Source organism: Selenomonas ruminantium subsp. lactilytica TAM6421 (assembly GCF_000284095.1).
Lineage (GTDB): Bacteria > Bacillota > Negativicutes > Selenomonadales > Selenomonadaceae > Selenomonas_A > Selenomonas_A lactilytica.
The window spans coordinates 2947922-2966391 of the sequence record NC_017068.1; the positions used below are offsets into that span (position 1 = coordinate 2947922).

General features: G+C 50.5%; 14 protein-coding genes. 6 read left to right on the forward strand and 8 right to left on the reverse strand.

The window, feature by feature from the left end:
• Positions 1 to 40 precede the first annotated feature (40 nt).
• From SELR_RS14190 to SELR_RS14210, 5 genes are read right to left on the reverse strand one after another with little or no spacing between them, the layout of a single operon-like run.
• Positions 41 to 904, reverse strand: coding sequence for a radical SAM protein (locus SELR_RS14190; protein WP_014425906.1), 864 nt, complete (start codon positions 902 to 904; stop codon positions 41 to 43).
• A gap of 23 nt (positions 905 to 927) precedes the next feature.
• Complete coding sequence (locus SELR_RS14195) at positions 928 to 1290, reverse strand: NifB/NifX family molybdenum-iron cluster-binding protein (RefSeq protein ID WP_014425907.1); 363 nt, start codon at positions 1288 to 1290, stop codon at positions 928 to 930.
• Positions 1291 to 1295: 5 nt separating this feature from the next.
• Positions 1296 to 2210 (reverse strand): PLP-dependent cysteine synthase family protein, encoded by a 915-nt coding sequence (locus SELR_RS14200; RefSeq protein WP_014425908.1) that lies wholly within the window; start codon positions 2208 to 2210, stop codon positions 1296 to 1298.
• 20 nt (positions 2211 to 2230) lie between these two features.
• The gene (locus tag SELR_RS14205) at positions 2231 to 3391 is read right to left on the reverse strand and encodes a trans-sulfuration enzyme family protein (RefSeq protein ID WP_014425909.1); all 1161 of its coding nucleotides are present in this window, start codon (positions 3389 to 3391) and stop codon (positions 2231 to 2233) included.
• A 49-nt stretch (positions 3392 to 3440) separates the two neighbouring features.
• Positions 3441 to 4349 (reverse strand): class I SAM-dependent methyltransferase, encoded by a 909-nt coding sequence (locus SELR_RS14210; protein ID WP_014425910.1) that lies wholly within the window; start codon positions 4347 to 4349, stop codon positions 3441 to 3443.
• A gap of 643 nt (positions 4350 to 4992) precedes the next feature.
• Between SELR_RS14210 and SELR_RS14215 the strand changes: the two genes are divergently transcribed.
• The 4 genes from SELR_RS14215 (at position 4993) to SELR_RS14230 (ending at position 12457) form a co-directional block, all read left to right on the forward strand.
• The gene (locus SELR_RS14215; protein ID WP_014425911.1) at positions 4993 to 6300 is read left to right on the forward strand and encodes an S-layer homology domain-containing protein; all 1308 of its coding nucleotides are present in this window, start codon (positions 4993 to 4995) and stop codon (positions 6298 to 6300) included.
• Between the two features lie 30 nt (positions 6301 to 6330).
• A complete protein-coding gene (locus SELR_RS14220) occupies positions 6331 to 7992 on the forward strand; it encodes a bifunctional metallophosphatase/5'-nucleotidase (RefSeq protein WP_014425912.1) in 1662 nt (553 codons plus the stop codon).
• 107 nt (positions 7993 to 8099) lie between these two features.
• A complete protein-coding gene (locus tag SELR_RS14225; protein ID WP_014425913.1) occupies positions 8100 to 9251 on the forward strand; it encodes an exonuclease SbcCD subunit D in 1152 nt (383 codons plus the stop codon).
• A 14-nt stretch (positions 9252 to 9265) separates the two neighbouring features.
• Positions 9266 to 12457, forward strand: coding sequence for an AAA family ATPase (locus tag SELR_RS14230; RefSeq protein WP_014425914.1), 3192 nt, complete (start codon positions 9266 to 9268; stop codon positions 12455 to 12457).
• A 70-nt stretch (positions 12458 to 12527) separates the two neighbouring features.
• Here the strand turns inward: SELR_RS14230 and SELR_RS14235 are convergent, their stop codons facing one another.
• From SELR_RS14235 to SELR_RS14245, 3 genes are read right to left on the reverse strand one after another with little or no spacing between them, the layout of a single operon-like run.
• On the reverse strand, positions 12528 to 13808 hold the full coding sequence (locus SELR_RS14235; protein ID WP_014425915.1) for an S-layer homology domain-containing protein: 1281 nt from the start codon (positions 13806 to 13808) through the stop codon (positions 12528 to 12530).
• Between the two features lie 32 nt (positions 13809 to 13840).
• Entirely contained in the window at positions 13841 to 15196 is a 1356-nt protein-coding gene (gene dcuC, locus SELR_RS14240; RefSeq protein WP_014425916.1) for a C4-dicarboxylate transporter DcuC, read from the reverse strand.
• Positions 15197 to 15212: 16 nt separating this feature from the next.
• Positions 15213 to 16346 (reverse strand): M20 family metallopeptidase, encoded by a 1134-nt coding sequence (locus SELR_RS14245; RefSeq protein WP_014425917.1) that lies wholly within the window; start codon positions 16344 to 16346, stop codon positions 15213 to 15215.
• 192 nt (positions 16347 to 16538) lie between these two features.
• Here SELR_RS14245 and SELR_RS14250 point away from each other — a divergent pair, with 192 nt between their 5' ends.
• Both SELR_RS14250 and SELR_RS14255 read left to right on the forward strand, forming a co-directional pair.
• The gene (locus tag SELR_RS14250) at positions 16539 to 17441 is read left to right on the forward strand and encodes a LysR family transcriptional regulator (protein ID WP_014425918.1); all 903 of its coding nucleotides are present in this window, start codon (positions 16539 to 16541) and stop codon (positions 17439 to 17441) included.
• Between the two features lie 59 nt (positions 17442 to 17500).
• Positions 17501 to 18409 carry an alpha/beta hydrolase family protein gene (locus SELR_RS14255; RefSeq protein WP_014425919.1) on the forward strand — a complete coding sequence of 303 codons (909 nt, stop codon included), beginning with the start codon at positions 17501 to 17503 and terminating at the stop codon, positions 18407 to 18409.
• The last annotated feature ends 61 nt before the right edge of the window (positions 18410 to 18470 follow it).

The window sequence follows — 18470 nt, forward strand, 5'->3', positions numbered from 1 at the left end:
TCTCCTCTATCAATAATTGCTATAAAAATTATTTATCGTTTTAGCCATGGGAAAAGGTTTCCTTGGCCTGCAACAGTCCCTTATAGACCTGCTGGCTGAAGTTGTTCTTTCCCGGCACGCCTACGGCATCTGCCCGGCAGTGCTGACAATGGCGGAATACATCAATATATTTGCCGGCCTCTTTGCGGGCCACAGCTAAGTCCACACAGCTGGGCTCCTCGCAGTCCTTCAGGTCGTGCTGGGGAATCAGGGGTATGATGTTATAGATTGTGGCCCCTGCTTCCTTGACGGTTTTGGCAATTTCCCCGATATGGAAACGGTTGATTTCATTGACCAGCACCGTGTTGACCTTGACCACCACACCGGCGGCAGCCACCTTGCGGATACCCTCCAACTGATTCTTGATGATAATGCGGCCAGCTTCCACGCCTTCATACCGCTTGCCATGATAGATAAGTCCATTGATCATCTGGGCTTCAATGGCGGGGTCGACGGCATTGACCGTCACCGTCAGGGTGTCAATGCCCACATCGATGACCTCCTGTGCCTTTTCCGCCAAAAGCAGCCCATTGGTGCTCATGCACTTCAACAGCTGGGGGAATTTCTGCCCCAGCAGGCGGAAGGTCCTGAGGGCCCTGTCGGAGGCCAGCGTGTCCCCGGGGCCGGCAATGCCCACCACGCTGAGTTCCGGGCAGAATTCCAGCGCCCGTTCCACATACTGAGCTGCCTCTTCCGGCTGGATGACCTTCCCCGTAACCCCGGGGCGGTTTTCCACATCGTTGATCTTGCGGTCGCAGAAGCGGCATTCCAGATTACAGCCGGGACATACCGGCAAATGGATACGCCCCCGATTCTGCTTAGCTCCAAAGCACGGATGGAGCTCCCTTACCCGTTTTTCATCCATCGCGATACGTCCCCTTTCTGACATCAAGCCCGGACACTGGCCCGCTGCTTGTTTACCTCATAGGCATGAATCTTGGGAACGGCAGATGCCACCGTTTCCCCATCTATTTCCAAAGGCAGGATGTCCTGCCGTTCCAATGCTTTCTGGGCACCGGGGCCAATGGCCTCGGCCACCACATAGCGGCAATCCGCCAGCGCCGATACCGCCGCTGCCATAGCGCCTTCATCATGAAAGCCATGCTGGCAGGGAGACTTGGCCGCCCGCCGCTCGATCTCGGCAAAACTGCCATCCTCCTGCACCTCCACAATGACGAAACCGTCACTGTGGCCAAAATGCCGGTCAATATGCACGCCATCAGCAGAAGCCGCCGCTATCCGATAGGCCATATACTTCACTCCTCCAATATATGCTTGCTGAAATAGCGCTCGGCCCGGTCCACTGCCACCAGGACAATATTGCCCTGAATCCCCGAATGGGCCAGCTTCAATGCAGCCGAGAGGGCCGCCCCGGTGGAACTGCCGGCAAAGATCCCCTCCTTTGCCGCCAGTTCCCGCACGCCTTTCAGTGCTTCCTCATCTTTAATCTTAAAGACCTGATCGATATACGATACGTCCATCGTGTCCGCAATAAAATCGTTGCCAATGCCTTCAATTTCATAATCCCCATGCTCACCACCGCCGATAATGGAACCGTACGGGTCAGCCAATACTCCCTGAATGTTTTTGTCCTGCTCCTTCAAATAACGCATGATGCCGGTAAAGGTTCCGCCGCTGCCGGCCCCGGACACCAGATAATCAATCCGGCCGTCCAGATCCTCGTAGAGTTCCGGCCCCGTGGTCTCATAATGAGCCTGGGGGTTGGCAGGATTTTCAAACTGCTTCAGGGTGATAGCTCCCGGAATCGAAGCCCTGAGCTCCTCTGCCTTGGCGGCAGCCCCCAGCATGCCATCGGCCCGGGGGGTATGCACAAGTTCCGCCCCCAAAGCCTTCATCAAAGTCTGCTTTTCCACCGAGAATTTCTCCGGCACCACGAAGATTACCCGATAGCCCTTATTGAGAGCCGCAAAGGCAATCCCCAGCCCCGTGTTCCCCGCCGTGGCTTCGATAATGGTGCCGCCGGGTTTAAGCTCGCCATTTTTTTCCGCCGCCGCAATCATCTGACGGCCCACTCTGTCCTTGGCGCTGCCCCCTGGGTTCCAAAGTTCCAATTTAGCAAATAGCCGGACGCCCTCCGGCAGATCGAAATGTGTCAGCTCAACGAGCGGCGTATGCCCGATGAGCTCCTGCATAGATTTATAATAGTGCATGATCTTCCGTCCTCCCCTTCTTAAATCCGGCTGGCCTCAATGGCCTGTTTCAGATCTGTCAGCAGATCATCCTTATCCTCAATGCCCACGGACAGGCGGATAAGATTTTCCGTGATGCCGATCTTGTCCCGGGTTTCCTTGGGGATAGCCGCATGGGTCATGCTGGCCGGATGGCAGACAAGGCTCTCCACGCCGCCCAAGCTTTCCGCCAAGGCGATAAGCCCCAAAGACTTGAAGAATTTACGGATATCATGGCCTTCTGTCAGTTCAAAGGAAATCATGGCACCACCGTTCTTCGCCTGCTGCTGATTGATTTCGTAGCCGATATGACTGGTCAGGCCGGGATAGTAGACTTTTGCCACCTCCAGATTGCCTGCCAGCCATTCGGCCAGATAAGTGGCATTGGCCACATGGCGGTCCAACCGCACGCCCAGTGTCTTGATGCCCCGGATCAGCAGGAAGGCGTCCTGGGGGCCCAATACCCCGCCGGTGGAATTCTGCACAAAGGCCAGCTTTTCCGCCAGCTCCTTGGTCTTGACCACCGCCAGACCAGCCACCAGATCACTGTGGCCGCCCAGATACTTGGTGGCACTGTGTACCACCACATCGGCCCCCAGCGCCAAAGGCTGCTGGAGATAGGGCGTCATAAAGGTGTTGTCCACAATCACCAGCACGCCATGACGGTGGGCGATTTCCGATACCTTGCGGATATCCGTAATAGTCAGCAACGGATTGGCGGGGCTTTCAATGATGATAGCCTTGACCTCCGGAGTGAACTCCCGCTCCAAAGCTGCCAAATCCGTGGTATCCTGCAAAGCATAGGTGAGGTTGAAGCGGCTGAACACCTTGTCCAGCACCCGAAAGGTACCACCATAGACATTGCTGGACAGCAGGATCTTCACACCGCTTTGGAACAGGCTGAGCACTGCTGTGATGGCCGCCATGCCTGAAGCGAAGGCAAAACCTGCCTCGCCTCCTTCCAGCTCGGAAATCAGGGCTTCCAGCGCCGCCCGGGTGGGATTTCCCGTGCGGGAATACTCCCATTTGCCCTCCCGCAATTCTCCCAGCCCGTCCTGTTCAAAGGTGGAAGTTTGATAGATGGGCACATTTACCGAACCTGTCCTGCTGTCCCCGTAAATGCCGCCGTGTATCAGGGCGGTATCAAATTTATGTTTGCTCATAAAACCTGTCATTCCCTTCACGCAAATCTTAGTTTTCAATCATTTTCCTTTAATGCTGGCGTTTTTCCGCCAGGATAAAGTGGATATTTTCCATGGCCCGCTGCTGATCCGTGCGGTCAGCAAAGAAATGGCGCTGGATATCTTCCGGAGATTCGTGGGTACGGATAACGAATCCCTCTTCTGCCAGAATGCCCCGCATCTCGTCCAGAGAGAAGCCATGGCGCATGGGCTCGCCCAGCCGTCTGGTGATTTCCGCCAGGCGGTGCACCCGTGAGCCGGTCTCCGCCTTGAAGGTGGAATCATCCGGGAAGTCCAGCACGAACTGGCTGCCCGGCGAGGACAGCAGGCTGATGCTGCGCACAAACTCCCGGAAGGCCTCCGGCGTAAGGTAGTAGGAAACTCCCAGCAGGGAGAAGAAGGAACTCTCATAGGGTCGGAAGCCGCTGTGCAGCAGCGTCTTGCCCAAATCGTCCTGTTCAAAATCAATAGCCGCATAATGGGTGTTCCGGGGAACATCCCAATGGAGTTTATGAATCCGCCGCAGTTTATATGCCTGAGTGTCGGGATGATCCAGCTCAAATACCTCAATGGCCTCGTCCGTATTGCGGAAGGCGAAGGTATCCATGCCTGCTCCGCAGATCACATACTGGCATTCCGACCGCCTCCGGGCAAAGCGCCGCAGCGCCCGCTCCGCAAAGGCAATCCGTGAAAGAGCAATGGGCGAGAAATAATGATCCATCTCGTCAAAGACCTGCAGGCTCTCAAACCCATAACGGGGCAGCTTTCCTTCGGATTCCACCTGTCCCTTCAGCAAACCACCGATTTCATCGTACTCATCCTTGCCGATAATGTCATAAGCCAGATAATCATCAAAGATCTTGTTCTTGCCTAACATGGAATGATAGGCACGGGCAAAGGAGCACAATTTGGCAGTCATACTTTCCTGCGCGGCAATCATAAGAAATCCCTCCTGTTTTAAGTTCGCATTCGTTCCTGTCCCAACAAAATTCTTTCACTGCCATATCTACAATCGCATTTCATAGAGATCACCATACCCTTTCAATTCCTACAATACAAAAAGAGGTTTTGCGCAGAAATAACCTCTGCACAAAACCTCTGGTCATCCAGTCAGTTTCGCTTCGCCGTTTGACGATGATCTAATGTTACAACATTACACCTATCATGTCAATAGGCATATTGCTGTTTTTTTCTAAAAAAACCTAAAAAAACGTATATAGGAAAATCTTATATCTATATCAAAAACCCGAATTTTACAGCCCCTGACTTCTATGGCATAATATCAGCATATCGAAGAGATGAGATTGTATAAACCAATTGTATATTCTCTCTTCCTTTCCATAACACAACATCACATCAGAAAAACCAGCCCGCTCCCCTTGGGCTGGTTTTTTACTATGCAAAAAGGGACATATGACCTTGTTCTATTTTTATTTTTTATATATGATTTTATCGTGTTAATTGAGGTTTTATTATTATTGTTCGAAAAGACCAAATGATAATAATCTTGTAAAATAGCATTTTGACGATGCCTTTACCGCCTCCAAACGCACAAAATCTAAAATTCGGGGAGAGATTTGAGAATGAGAAAAACCATGGTATCCACACTTACAACAGCTTTAGTGATGGGCGCAGCAAGCACCGCCTTTGCAGCCAGCAATCCGTTTGCTGATGTTCCTGCTGATCACTGGGCTTATGATGCAGTAGCACAGTTAGCAGACAAAGGCGTTATTGAAGGGTATGGCGACAACACCTTCAAAGGAAACCGTAATATCACCCGTTATGAGATGGCACAAATGGTAGCAAAAGCTATGACCAAGGATACCAGCGGTGTGGACAAGGCTCTGATTGACAAATTATCTGCCGAATTCAGCGAAGAACTCAATAATCTGGGCGTGCGTGTCAGCAAGCTGGAACGCAATGCCGACAAGGTGCAATGGCACGGCATGATGCGTTATGATTATGGCAGTGTCCGCTACGATCATCATCCGCTGCGCAACGAAAAGACAAAAGATAATGAGAACACCATTACCCTGCGCCTCGAACCCACCGCCGAAGTCAATGACCACTGGAAAGTAAAGGGACGTCTGGACAGCTATGTCGAAATGAGCAAAGATGCCCCCACCTATGGCTGCAATGGCAATGTGGTACTGAAACGTCTCTGGGCTGAAGGCCTCTATGGCAACACTATGATGCGCTTTGGTAAAATGCCAGTAACCATCGATATGGATATCATGTTCGATACCCAGTTCACAGGTGCACAGGTGCAGTTCGGCAACAAACTCAAAACCACCATCAATGCCGGCCGCTTCAATCTGAACAGCGGCAACCAGTATTATAAATACGGCATAACCCAGGCGGGGCTTGCCAACGATGCGGATGACACCGCCAGCTATCAGGCCATCGGCTTTACCGGCTGGCTGGGCAAACTGAATGCCGGGCTGGGTTACCATCACCTGAGCAGCAATGACTTCCACTACATGTTGGGCTATGATAAGATGGGTAAGGAAGATGAAATGAATACCCTGACAGCCAAGGGAACCTATCACTTCGACAAAAACATTGCCCTGCAGGGCAACTACGGCCAGAATTTCAGCGCAGATGACTACAACAAATCCGCCAGCATCGTTCTGGGCTACAAGGAATTCGAAAACTTCGATACCACCAACGCCGGTCAATGGGGTATAGCCCTGGCTTACCGCCATATCGGCCAGAATGTCGGCCCGACGCCGACCTACACCCTCGATGCCGGGACTAAAGGCTGGGAGCTCAGCTATCTGGGCAACATCATGCCCCATACTTACATCTGGCTGAAAGGCGTGACAGGCAAGACCCTGATTGGCGATAAGGATTACAAAGAACTCTTCGGCCGTATCGAATGGCAGTTCTAAGCGGATTCAATAAGGAAAAGAGGCAATACTATGTTTGGGAAACGTTCACTAAAAACCATGGCACTGGCCGCACTGTCGGCAGCTATCACTTCAGGTACAGCTTTTGCTGGCGACCTGACGGTTTTTTCCACCTCCGATATCCATGGCAGTGTCATCGGCTGGAATTACTTTACCGCCCAGCCGGCTAATCTGGGACTGGCCAAGGTCAGCACCATCATCAAGCAGGCACGCAGTCAGAAGGGCCCCAATGATGACATTCTCGTCGTGGATGGCGGGGATATCCTGCAGGGCACGCCGCTGGATACCTATATGGTCCAGCACCCCAACGAATGGAAAACCCATCCCATGTTTGATGCCTTCAATACCATCGGCTATGATGCCATCGAGCTGGGCAACCACGAATTCAACTTCGGCCTGGATTACCTGAAAAAAGCCATTGGCAGCAATAAGAATGTGCTGGGCGCTAATGTCATTGAAGACAAGACCGGCAAAACATGGAGCGGCGTGCGTCCCTATCTCATGAAGACTGTAACCATCGATGGCGAAAAGGTCAATGTGGGAATCATAGGCACGGATACTCCTGCTATCCCCATGTTTGAAGATCCCTCCCATTTTGCCGGCGTGCATTTCGCCGATCAGGTACCTGTCTTCCAGCAGTGTGTCAAAGAACTGAAAGCTCAGGGGGCGGATATCATCATCGGCATTACTCATTCCGGTGTCCCCCGCAATGACCGCAGCGGTGCGGAAAATCAGGTGGTGGACATCGCCAAGGCCTGCCCGGAATTGTCCCTGCTGGTCTGTGCCCATAACCATGTAGTTATCGACAACAAATCCGGCATCACGGGCCCCGATGGCACCCAGTATGCAGATTCCGTCATCAATGGCGTGCCCGTTGTGGAAAGCGGCAAAGATGGCAAATTCGTGGGCAAGAGCGTACTGACCATCAACAAGGTCAACGGCAAATGGCAGGTGGAAAAAGTCGCCACCCAGGCCCTTTCCACCAAGGGTGTAGAAGATGACCCGCAAATCATCAAACAAGTAAAACCATGGCATGAAAAGACGCTGAAGCATCTGCAGACTGTAATCGGCAAGGCCTCTGCGGAATACAGCGGTACCGAATCCAATCATCAGGACTCCGCCATCGTGGATTTAGTCAATGAAGTCCAGCGCCACTATGCGGGGACCCAGTTGTCCGCTTCGGCTTCCTTCAACACCAGCCAGAATATCAGCAAGGACGACATTACCCTGCAGGAAATGTCCGGCCTCTACATCTATGAAAATTACCTCTACGGCATTGAAATCAACGGGGCCGAGCTGCGCAAATACATGGAACATGCCGCCAGCTTCTATGGCACTTCGCCGGACTACAACTACGATATGCTGCAGGGCGTGGATTACACCATTGACATGACCAAGCCCGTAGGGCAACGCATTACCAAACTGCAGTATCAGGGCAAGGATGTCAAAGATAGCGACAAGTTCACGCTGGCCATCAACGATTACCGCATGAACGGCGGCAGCGGCTACATGGATGCCATGGGCTATACCAACGGCAAAAAGCCCAAGATTGTCTTTGACTCCATGCGCAAATATGGTGATGACGGCCAGATGCGCAATCTCATGATCCGCTATGTGCAGGAAAAAGGCACAATTACCCCCAGTTGCGACCATAATTGGAACGTAATCAAGTAAAAATATATTACCTCCGTCAAAAAAGCCAGACCTCCCATGGGGCTGGCTTTTTCCCTTATCTAAAATGCAGTATAATGAAGGCAGCTAAAAAACAAGGAGGCATTGCCATGAAATTTTTCCACCTTTCGGACCTGCATATCGGCTTAAAATTACTTAACCATGATCTGCGGGAAGACCAGCAGTATATATTACAGGAAATCGTTGCCCATGCGGCCCAGCGTCAGCCTGATGCTGTCGTGATTGCAGGCGATATCTATGACAAGGCCGTCCCCTCCGCCGAAGCCGTCTCCCTCTTCGACGAATTCATTACCAATTTATGTGAAGCCCTGCCCCAGGCAGAAATCATGCTGATTTCCGGCAACCATGACAGTGCTCCCCGTGTCAATGTCTTCCGTTCCCTGCTCGCCCGCCATCATCTCCATATGATTGGCCTGCCCCCCATGGAGGAAGACGAGACCATTGCCAAGGTTACCCTGCAGGATGACCACGGCCCCGTAAACTTCTACCTGTTGCCCTTTGTCAAACCATCCATGGTCAAGGCCATTACCGGCACGGACGAGAATGGCAATAATCTCACCTACGATGCCGCCCTCCATGCCCTTGTTGCACGTGAAACAATCGATAAAGCACAGCGCAATGTGCTCGTAAGCCATCAATTCTACCTGTCCACGGGCGGCACGGCCGCAGATATTCTCCGCAGCGATTCCGAAATCATCACGGTGGGCAATATCGATGCCATCAATGGCGATATACTGGAGCAATTCGACTACGCAGCTCTGGGGCATATCCATAAGCCCCAGCAACTGAACGGGCAGGAATGCTATCGCTACTGTGGGACCCCCCTGGCCTGCTCCATCAGTGAAGCAGGGCAAAACAAGGGCATCATCGAGGTAGAACTGGGGGCCAAAGGTACGGTGACCACCACCCTCCTGCCCCTCACGCCGCTGCATCCCGTACGCAAATTGAAGGATACGCTCAAAAATATCCTGGCCATGCCCTCTGAGGATTATGTCAGCATCACCCTGACAGACAAGGAAGACCTCGATGTTTTCGATATGCAGGACAGATTAAGGGAAGCCTTCCCCAATCTTCTGGAAATCCGGCGGGCGGGACAGCGGCAGGTTGATTATGGGCAGAAGGTCACCGCCCAGGACATCCTCTCCCCCTTTGACCTGTGCAAGAATTTCTTAGGCGATCTTGGCCTGGACGAAGAGCAGCTGCTTACAGAAATCATCAACGAAGTACAGCAGGCACGCTGATTGGAGGATCTGACATGAAACCGATAAAACTTACCTTGCAGGCATTTGGCTCCTACGGCGAGCGAACCATCATCGATTTTACCCGTCCCAGCCAAAGTCTCTTCCTTATCACAGGCGATACCGGTGCCGGCAAGACCACGATCTTCGATGCACTTGTCTATGCCCTCTACGGGGAAAACAGCTCCAACACCAACAAGAAAACAGGCAATGACCTGCAAAGCCAATTTGTCGGCCGGGAGATTGAACCCTTCGTCGAGCTGACCTTCAGTGAGATCAAAGGCGGCTGCGAGGAAATCTATACCGTCCACCGGATGCCTGCCCATCTGCGCAAGCGCCAGCGGGGCCAGGGTGGCGATATCCCTGTCAATGAAGCGATCTTCCTTACCCTGCCGGATGGCCGAGATTTCAGCGGTAAAAATAACGAAATCAACCACAAACTGCAGGAAATCATCGGTCTGACCAAAGAGCAATTCATGCAGGTAGGCATGATTGCTCAAGGGGAATTTATGGAACTTCTGCGCACAGACTCAGGCACAAAAAAGGAGATTTTTCGCAGGCTGTTCAATACCGCGATTTTCCAGCAGATTACGGATAACTTAAAGGAGCGAAACAAAGCAGCCCAGAGCGAAATGGACAAGCTTCTGCTGCGCTGCAAACTGAAAGCCGAAGATATACAGTTACCGGAAAGTATAGCCTCTGACCACCCACTAGCCGAACTAAAAGCAGCCATCATTAAGTCCGAAAAGCCGAATATCGTCACCATCGAAAAACTGCTGGAAGAATTACCCTCTCTCTGTGAAAGCCTTGCTCAACAGGAAAAGGAACTCAAGCAGGACTTTACGACGCTATCGGCGCAAAGAGAACAGAGCATATCCCAGTATACTGCGGGAAAACTTCTCGCAGGCGCTTATGCTGAATTGGATAAGATTACGGAACAGGAAAAGGAACTCGCAGATCAGCAGAGCGAGCAGGAAAAAAATGCCCAACTCGCTCAGGCAATCATGGATGCCTATCAGATAAAGTCCGCCCATGACCTTTACGCCAGTCAGGCAAAACTTCTGCAGGATACCATGGCCCAAAAGGAACGCAAAACAGCCCGCCTTCCCGAACTCAAAACAGCTGAAGAAACAGCCACGAGCCAAAGTCAGGCAGCCAAGAAGGCATACACACAGGAATTATCCGCCTTCTCCGCACTGCAGACAAAAGTTACGGCCGCCAAAGAAAATTTTGCCGCCATAGCCGATGCCGAAAAAGCCTGTGCCGCTGCCAAAGCGCAAGCTGCTGCTGCCCAGACGGAAAAAGAGAAGGCACAAAAAAACTTAACTGCTTTTAACGAGGACATCAAGCAATGGAACAAGCGCTTTCAGGAATTGTCCTCAGCCGAAGGTGAAAAACAGAAATGGGCAGAAAAACAGGGGAAAGTAGAAGTCTGGCAAAAACAACAGCTGGAACTGGCAGACCTGGATCAAAAGCGCGCAGCCGCTCAGGACGCAGCAACACAGGCACAAAATTCCTTCAAACAGGCAGAAGATAACTACCAACAGAAACGTGATGCCTATGAACACGCCCATCGGATTTTCCTGAATGCCCAAGCTGGACTTTTAGCGGCCGCCTTAGAGCCCAATACGCCCTGCCCGGTCTGCGGGTCCACCACACATCCCCAGCCCTATGTCCTGTCTGCCAAAGAACAACCGTTAGAACGGCACGCATTGGAAGACTTACAGAAGCAGGTCAATCAGCTCAACATTCAGCAGAGCAAGGCCGCCCAAAAGGCCAGTGAAGCTCTGACTAACTGCAAAAATCTCACGGAGCAATACCACTCTGCCAAGGAAAAATTCACGGACAGCCTGCAGGAAGCCAAAATTCCCTCCGACACCAGCCTGTCTGCTATCGCCCAGGAATTGCATAAATGGGCCGCCGTCATCCAGCGAAACCTGCAAAAATATTCACAGGAAGTACAGGAAGCCAATGCACTCAAAGAGAAACTGACTACCAGCAGCAATAAGCTTGAAGAACTGGAACAAATTGCCCAAACGGCCGACGCAAGGCACCGGGAACTCGAAACCAAGTGGCAGAAGCTTTCCAGCCAGCTATCCACCTTAAAAGGGCAGCAGACCTATGCCTCCCCTGCAGTTGCCGAAGCAGCATTAGCGGCCGGTCAAAAACAACTCCAACAGGCACAGGAAAAAGCTCAAAAAGCCGAAGGCGAACTATCAGTAGCCCAAAAAGCTCGGCAGGAAGCTGAAACCATCATCAAGGACTGCAGTAAAAAAATTCCCCAGCAAAATATGGCCAAGGAAACGGCTTATGACGCATATCAAAAACAATGCACAGCCAAAAATATGACTGAAGTGCAATGGCAGGCTCTGACCGCCGAATACACCGCTCAAGATGGCGAGGATAAACGAACTCGTTATCAGCAGTATAAAAATACGGCCCTAAAAGTCCAGGGGCAGAAAGAAACCCAGCTTAAAAATATCAACGGACAGGAGCGTCCCGACTTGGAAACTATGGCTACCGCCCATAATATGCTCAATACCCAATGGCAGGAACTGGATGAAAAGCTAAAACACCTGCAACAGCTGCGACAGCGCAATGAAGAAGCAACCGCCTCCTTACACGAACTTATGTACAATCGCAACAATAAAATTGCTGCGGCGGCGCGCATCGAAAATCTCTACAGTCGCCTCTCCGGTAAAATGACGGGCAGCCGCATGGATATTGAAACCTTCGTCCAGCGCCATTATCTTCAGCAAATCCTTCTGGCCGCCAATTACCGCTTTGCTGAGATGTCCGCCGGACAATTTGAATTGCGCCTGATGCCTGTGGAAGATGCGGGGCAAGGCAAGAATCGCGGTCTCGACCTCCGGGTTTACTCCACCGTCACCGGTCAGGAGCGGGATATCAAAACCCTCTCAGGCGGTGAATCCTTTATGGCAGCTCTGTCGTTAGCCCTGGGTCTTGCCGACCAGATTCAGGCCAACACCGCCGCCATCAACCTCGATATTATGTTCATCGATGAAGGCTTCGGCTCCCTTGATGACCACTCCCGGGGGCAGGCCATCCGCGTGCTCAAGCGCCTGTCCGGCGGCGATAAGCTCATCGGCATCATCTCCCATGTGACGGAACTCAAACAGGAAATCGACAATCAACTGCTTGTCAGGAAAGACGATAAGGGCAGCCATGTAACATGGCAAATCAGCTGAAACAAGGCCCTGCTAGCCAATCGCTTGCAGGGCCTTGTTTCACGTGCAACATAAAGATAAAACGATATAATCAGAACCAATATTCCACTCGGCCGAACAGTTTTTCTGCTTTGCGGTCATTTTCCAACTGCTTGCCGTTAAAATAGATTGCCTTTGCCTGAACATTAGGCAAAATGGTATACTGGGCGCCCACTTCTATACCCTTGGTATTATAGAAAGCACCATCGCAGGACGGATACATGGAGGTATTGCCGCCTTGATGACGATACGAGAGATAAGCCCCCCATGAACCCTGATGCAATTTATTGGCGCCCTTATAGGCAAGATGCACGAGTCCTGAACGCTTATAGTAATCTGCGGCGGTATTCTGCATATAAGCACCCGTTAAGGATACATTCTTGTCGAAGCGGTAAGTTGCTGCACCTTCCCAGATATGCGCATTTTCTTCATTAGCACCTTTGCTGTAAAACGTATCCTTAAACATCCCACTCTTAAAATGATAATATGCTCCCGTCAAAGACAGCTTTCCCGGACTAACCGTTACCGCTAAGCTTTGGATGCTGGCCACATCCTCGCTAATCTTGCGTTTCGTTGCCCGTTTCAATGCTTCATCATAGCGCAGATTATCCTTATTTATACGGCCTGCACGAGCCTGTACCTTGACCTTCTGGCCATAGTTTACCTCAACACCGGATAATTGTGTGAAAAACATCAAATTCTTGTCATAATTTGTCGTATCTGGAATGCGCCCTATCTTCACATTGAAGTTCTTATAATTTCCCTGCGCCCAGAGCCGTTTTAAGGCCACATTATCTGTGCTGTCTTCCCGCACATCAACGGTTGAATCCAAGCGTGCATGTACGTTCCAATTCTTATTGACCTGTGCCTTAGGCTCAAGACGCAATAAAAACGCTTCTGAAGTGGAATCACTCATCTTGCCCTTGTTGTCCTCTGTTCGCTGGCTGGTGTAGGTATAACGCGCTTCCCCTGACCACTTTACCAGATCCGCATTTCGCTCTAAATTGGTCACACGTACACCAAAATTATTTAATTCCTCAGCAAACTCAGCTGCCAGCTTATCCACAAGACCTTTGTCAGCTGCACTGCCCTTATCTTTGGCCATGGCCTTAGCCACCATCTGCGCCATTTCGTAGCGAGTGATGTTGCGCGCTCCCTGATAGCTGCCATCACCATAACCTTCGATAACCCCATCCGCAGCCAGTGTCGCTATGGCATCGTATGCCCAGTGGTCTGCTGGTACATCCGAAAAAGGATTGGCAGCGGCGCTGACACCGGTAGCTGCGCCCATTACCAGACCAGCGGACAGCATGGATAAAACTGTTTTTTTCATAACCTGCACTCCTCTTTAATCGAAAATATGAATCACACCAGAACTGACATAACAAAGGACGTAACCAAAGCCACGAGCATAGGAATGGCCGTCCGTTTTACGACATCCACAGGCGACACATCTGCTACACCAGCCACAGCAACTACTGCTGCCGTAATCGGCGAAGCGCTGCGGGCAATGCTGGAAGCCATCTGCATCGGCGTTATCATCGCGGCCGGTAAAATTGCCAGCTTCGCGGCAATATCCGGCACCAAAGCACCAAAGGAATAAAAGGGTGCATTACCTGAACCCATAATGACCGCCGATACCGTTACAATCATCACCATAACCAGAGTAATCCCAGCCGCTCCGAAGCCAGAGCTCTGTGCACCGCTGATAATCATGTCCACTGCCCCGATTTTCGTCAAGCCAAAAGCAAAGGTCTCACCGGCTACAATCAACGTAATGACCGTAGCAAAAATCTTGCCCATGCCATCAAAGAAGACCTTTATGCTGTCAAACACCGTCTTTACATCACGCGTCCGAAGCAACTCAAACAGCATCGCCAAAGCAATGCTGATAATCATCGCAGTTACCACGGGCATTTTTATTGTCGTGATACACAGCTTGCTGAATACGAGCACCAACCCAATGGGTACCAACGGCAAAATCGCATAAATCGCTGGCGGCAGGGAATCATCCTTTTCCACAGCGACAAATTCCATGGACTTAGCCTCGATACCATCCCGTCGGTCAAACCAACGCTGAACCACAAAATGCGTTACCGCAATAGCCAAAATCGTCACCACGGCGATAGGAATCTGCTCACCAACGAAATAATCTGCGACATCCAAACCTGCAGTTTTCGCAGCAAACACAGCGGTACCAGAAGCCGGCCCCAAATCCAAACAAGGTGCGGTGGCAATAACGGCCGCTGCCGATAAGCGGCTGACGCCCAAGCTAATGAGGACCGGATACAAAGTAGCCATCAGCAACACACATAACCCTGCGGCACTCGGAATAACGATATTTAACAGCTGTCCCACCACATAGCTTACGGCCAGCAACAAATAGGGAGATTTCAGCATGCTAAGCGGCTTGGCGGACAGATGAACCAAAACCCGGCTGGCGCCGATATGCTCCATATATTTGGCAAAGCCACCGACAGCCATAATGAGCAAACCTATACCGGCTGCACGGGAACTAAACGTATCCTCGATAAACTTAAAGATATCAAACCAGACCATCCCCGTTGTTTTCTTTGCATCCAATAATGGATATCCCAGCAGAATGGTCATCGCCATCAAGAAAATGCCCCCGGCAAAGAGCACCGTTTGTGCATTTTTCTTTTTTAGGATCATGTAGGCCACAACCACAGTCGTTACGAAAGCCAAGGCCAACGCTAACATAAGCTCTCCTCCTCTTTTACCGCGAACCGATAATATGCTGTATAATCCGGCATAATAGCTCATAGCGGGGAATAATGCTATCGATTTCCAGATATTCACCCTCACTATGGGCACCGCCGCCCACTGGCCCTAAGCCATCAATGGTCGGCGTTCCACCAGCTGCAGCAAAGCTGCCATCAGAACCGCCACCGCTGGCAGTCCAGCCAAAATCGACACCGATTTCCTGCCCAATTTCATCAATGCGCCGGCAAAGCTCCATGGTTTTTTCCGTAGGAAGCATCGGCGGTCTTGTTATGCCACCTTCCACGGCAGCTGCCGTTCCCTCTACATGCGGCTGATTATGTAATGCTTTCATAACCCCAGACACACGCTCTATTTCGGCCTTGTCATAATAGCGTACATCAACCTCGGCACCGGCTTCTCCTGGTACGGCGCTTATGCCAGTACCGCCCCAGACCTTGCCTACATTTACCGTAGTCTCCTTAGTAAAATCCGTGGCGGACTGCAGGGCGATAATCCAATGGGCCAATTCCTCAACGGCATTTCTACCGGCCTGATAATCCACCCCTGCATGTGCCGCTACCCCTTTGATATTGATATGGTATCTGGCAATCCCTTTGCGTTTATGAACCAAATTTCCATTGGCACGGCCAGCTTCCAGGACAAGAACGTAGCGGCTTTTTCTGGCCAGTTCCGTAGAATACACTGCCGAATACCTTGAACTTATGCCCTCGTGGTCACTGTTGAGAAACACACATATAGAGGCTTCTTGCAAAACGCCCCGTGCCTGTAAATTGGCCAATGCGTAAAAACCGCTCAGCATCCCCGCCTTACAATCGATTACCCCAGGACCATAGGCGCGATTTCCATCGATTGTAAAAGGACGTTTAGCTGCTGTTCCCAAAGGAAATACGGTATCCATATGCGCAAGTACCAATACATCATAATGGTCAGCCTCTCGATTGACAATGCGCAGACAAGGTGCAATGGTCGGTGACAACCTGACTTCTTCGGCCAGCCAGCCGAGCGATTCATACTTTTCCTTCATAAAAGCAGCAATCTTACCGGCACCTTCTGGCTCAGAGGAAACGCTGTCGATATTAACGAGCTTGGCTAGTTCGTCCAGATAGCGCTGTTTTTCCAGCTCCATACCCAACTACCTCCTGTAAAATATTCTTTGGTAAAACAAAATGTCATGGCCACATCATTATCATAATATTTGCTAGACTAAATGTAAAATTCGCAATACTTCTAAATTTATTAGCCAATCTAATTGGACAAAACATGAAAAAACAGTATATAATGATGGCGAAATCGAAAAAACGCAGAAAGGTGATGCGTCATGCTCTTGCGGCAAATACAGTATTTTATGGCGGTAGCAGAATCACACCACTTTACCAAAGCAGCGAAACAACTCTTTGTCTCCCAGTCTGCTCTATCGCAGCAAATAAACAAACTTGAAGAGGATTTAGGGGTTAAACTTCTTGACCGTATTTCCCATCCCATTACATTAACCCCGGCTGGTGAAGAGTTTTACCGCTGCGCCCAAAAGATAATAGCCGATATCAATCATCTTGAGCTGCAAATGCAGCACTATGCCCGTGACAATCAAGGCACTTTGCACATCGGCGTGATTACAGGTCTGGGAAAACTGCCCCTTACCGATATATTTTCAAAATTCAATACCGAAATCTCCCCGCAGATGCAATTTTCTCTGACCAATTGTCTGAGCAAAAAGCTCTGCCACATGCTGGGCAATCACGAAGTAGACATTGCCATTATGGCTGTCCCCGACGAATTGTCCACAGCGGAATTTGAACTCCTCTCCTTGCAGCATGAACCATTTATGGTGATTCTCCCCCCAGCCCATCCGCTGGCAAATCATGCACAAATCAACCTAAAAGACTTGCAGGCTGAAAATTTTATCTTCCCTACGGCCGAAAATGTTTCCTATGACGTCTTTATGGCAGCCTGTCAGAAAGCAGGCTTCACCCCGAATATCGTTACCTACTGCAATACACCCGGCCAGCGGATTGACCTCGTCCACTCTGGATTAGGTGTCAGTCTGATTTCGGAAAGCGGGCTTACCTATTTCAACCACCATGCTGCTGTTGTATCCCGCACTTTAACTGAGCCCTTTTACAAGCATATTGCTATGGTAAGACGGCGGGAAGAAAAACATCCACCGTTGGTCGATAAATTCTGGGAATATATCCGTACAAACTACGGTCAGGATGAAGCATAAATAGCAGATTCTTACCGTTAGAATATTATTTATATCACCCTTGAAAGGAGTGCTTTTTAATGAAGGGTCGTTCTCTACTTATGGGGTTGCTGCTGTTATTAACGTGCATCCTTTTGCCATCTCACGATGTTCATGCACAAAAACAGCCACTCCCCACCGGTCTAAGTGATTTTTCCATGGCTGAAACGGCTGGCGCCACTACCGATTCACTAAAGGTATATACCTACAAGCCAGCCGCCTGGCAAGACGGCCGCCCCATTGTCGTCGTCTTTCACGGACTGAAGCGCAATGCGGAAGAATACTGTCAAGGCTGGAAGGAATATGCGGAAAAGCATAATTTCCTCATCGCCTGTCCAGAATTCACCGAAAGTAAATTTCCCGGCGTGCGTTATTACAACTTCGGTAACGTTATCGACAACGACAATACAGGTGGAAACATACAGCCAACAAAACAGTGGATTTTCCCAGTAATCGATAACATCATCAAAGAAACCAAAAAACAGGCTAACGCTAAGAAAAGCCGTGTCATCATCTATGGTCACTCTGCTGGTGCTCAACTCGTTCACCGTTATGTGCTCTTAAACAAAGGTACCTCTGCTGACCTCATCATTGCGGCCAATTCAGGCTGGTACACCATGCCCGATGAAAGCATTCCTTACTCCTATGGCATAAAAGGACTGAATCTGACGAAGGAAAATTTCCGTAATGCCTTTACTAAACCAGTTGTCATTCTCTTAGGTGAAAATGATACACTTCGTTCAGGAGCTCTGCGCAAAACCCCCGAAGCAGATGCACAAGGTCAAAATCGTTTGGAACGCGGACATAACTTCTATAAAAATGCACAAGAAAAAGCCACCAGTTTGGACTTAAAGTTTAACTGGCAGCTGATTACAGTACCTGGCGTCGGCCATGACGGTACGGGTATGGCAAAAGGTGCAATCCCCCTTATTGAAAAACTTGCCCGCTAATCCCCCTTACAACATTTTACACACGAACAATCCCCTGCAAGGACTCTGCTTGCAGGGGATT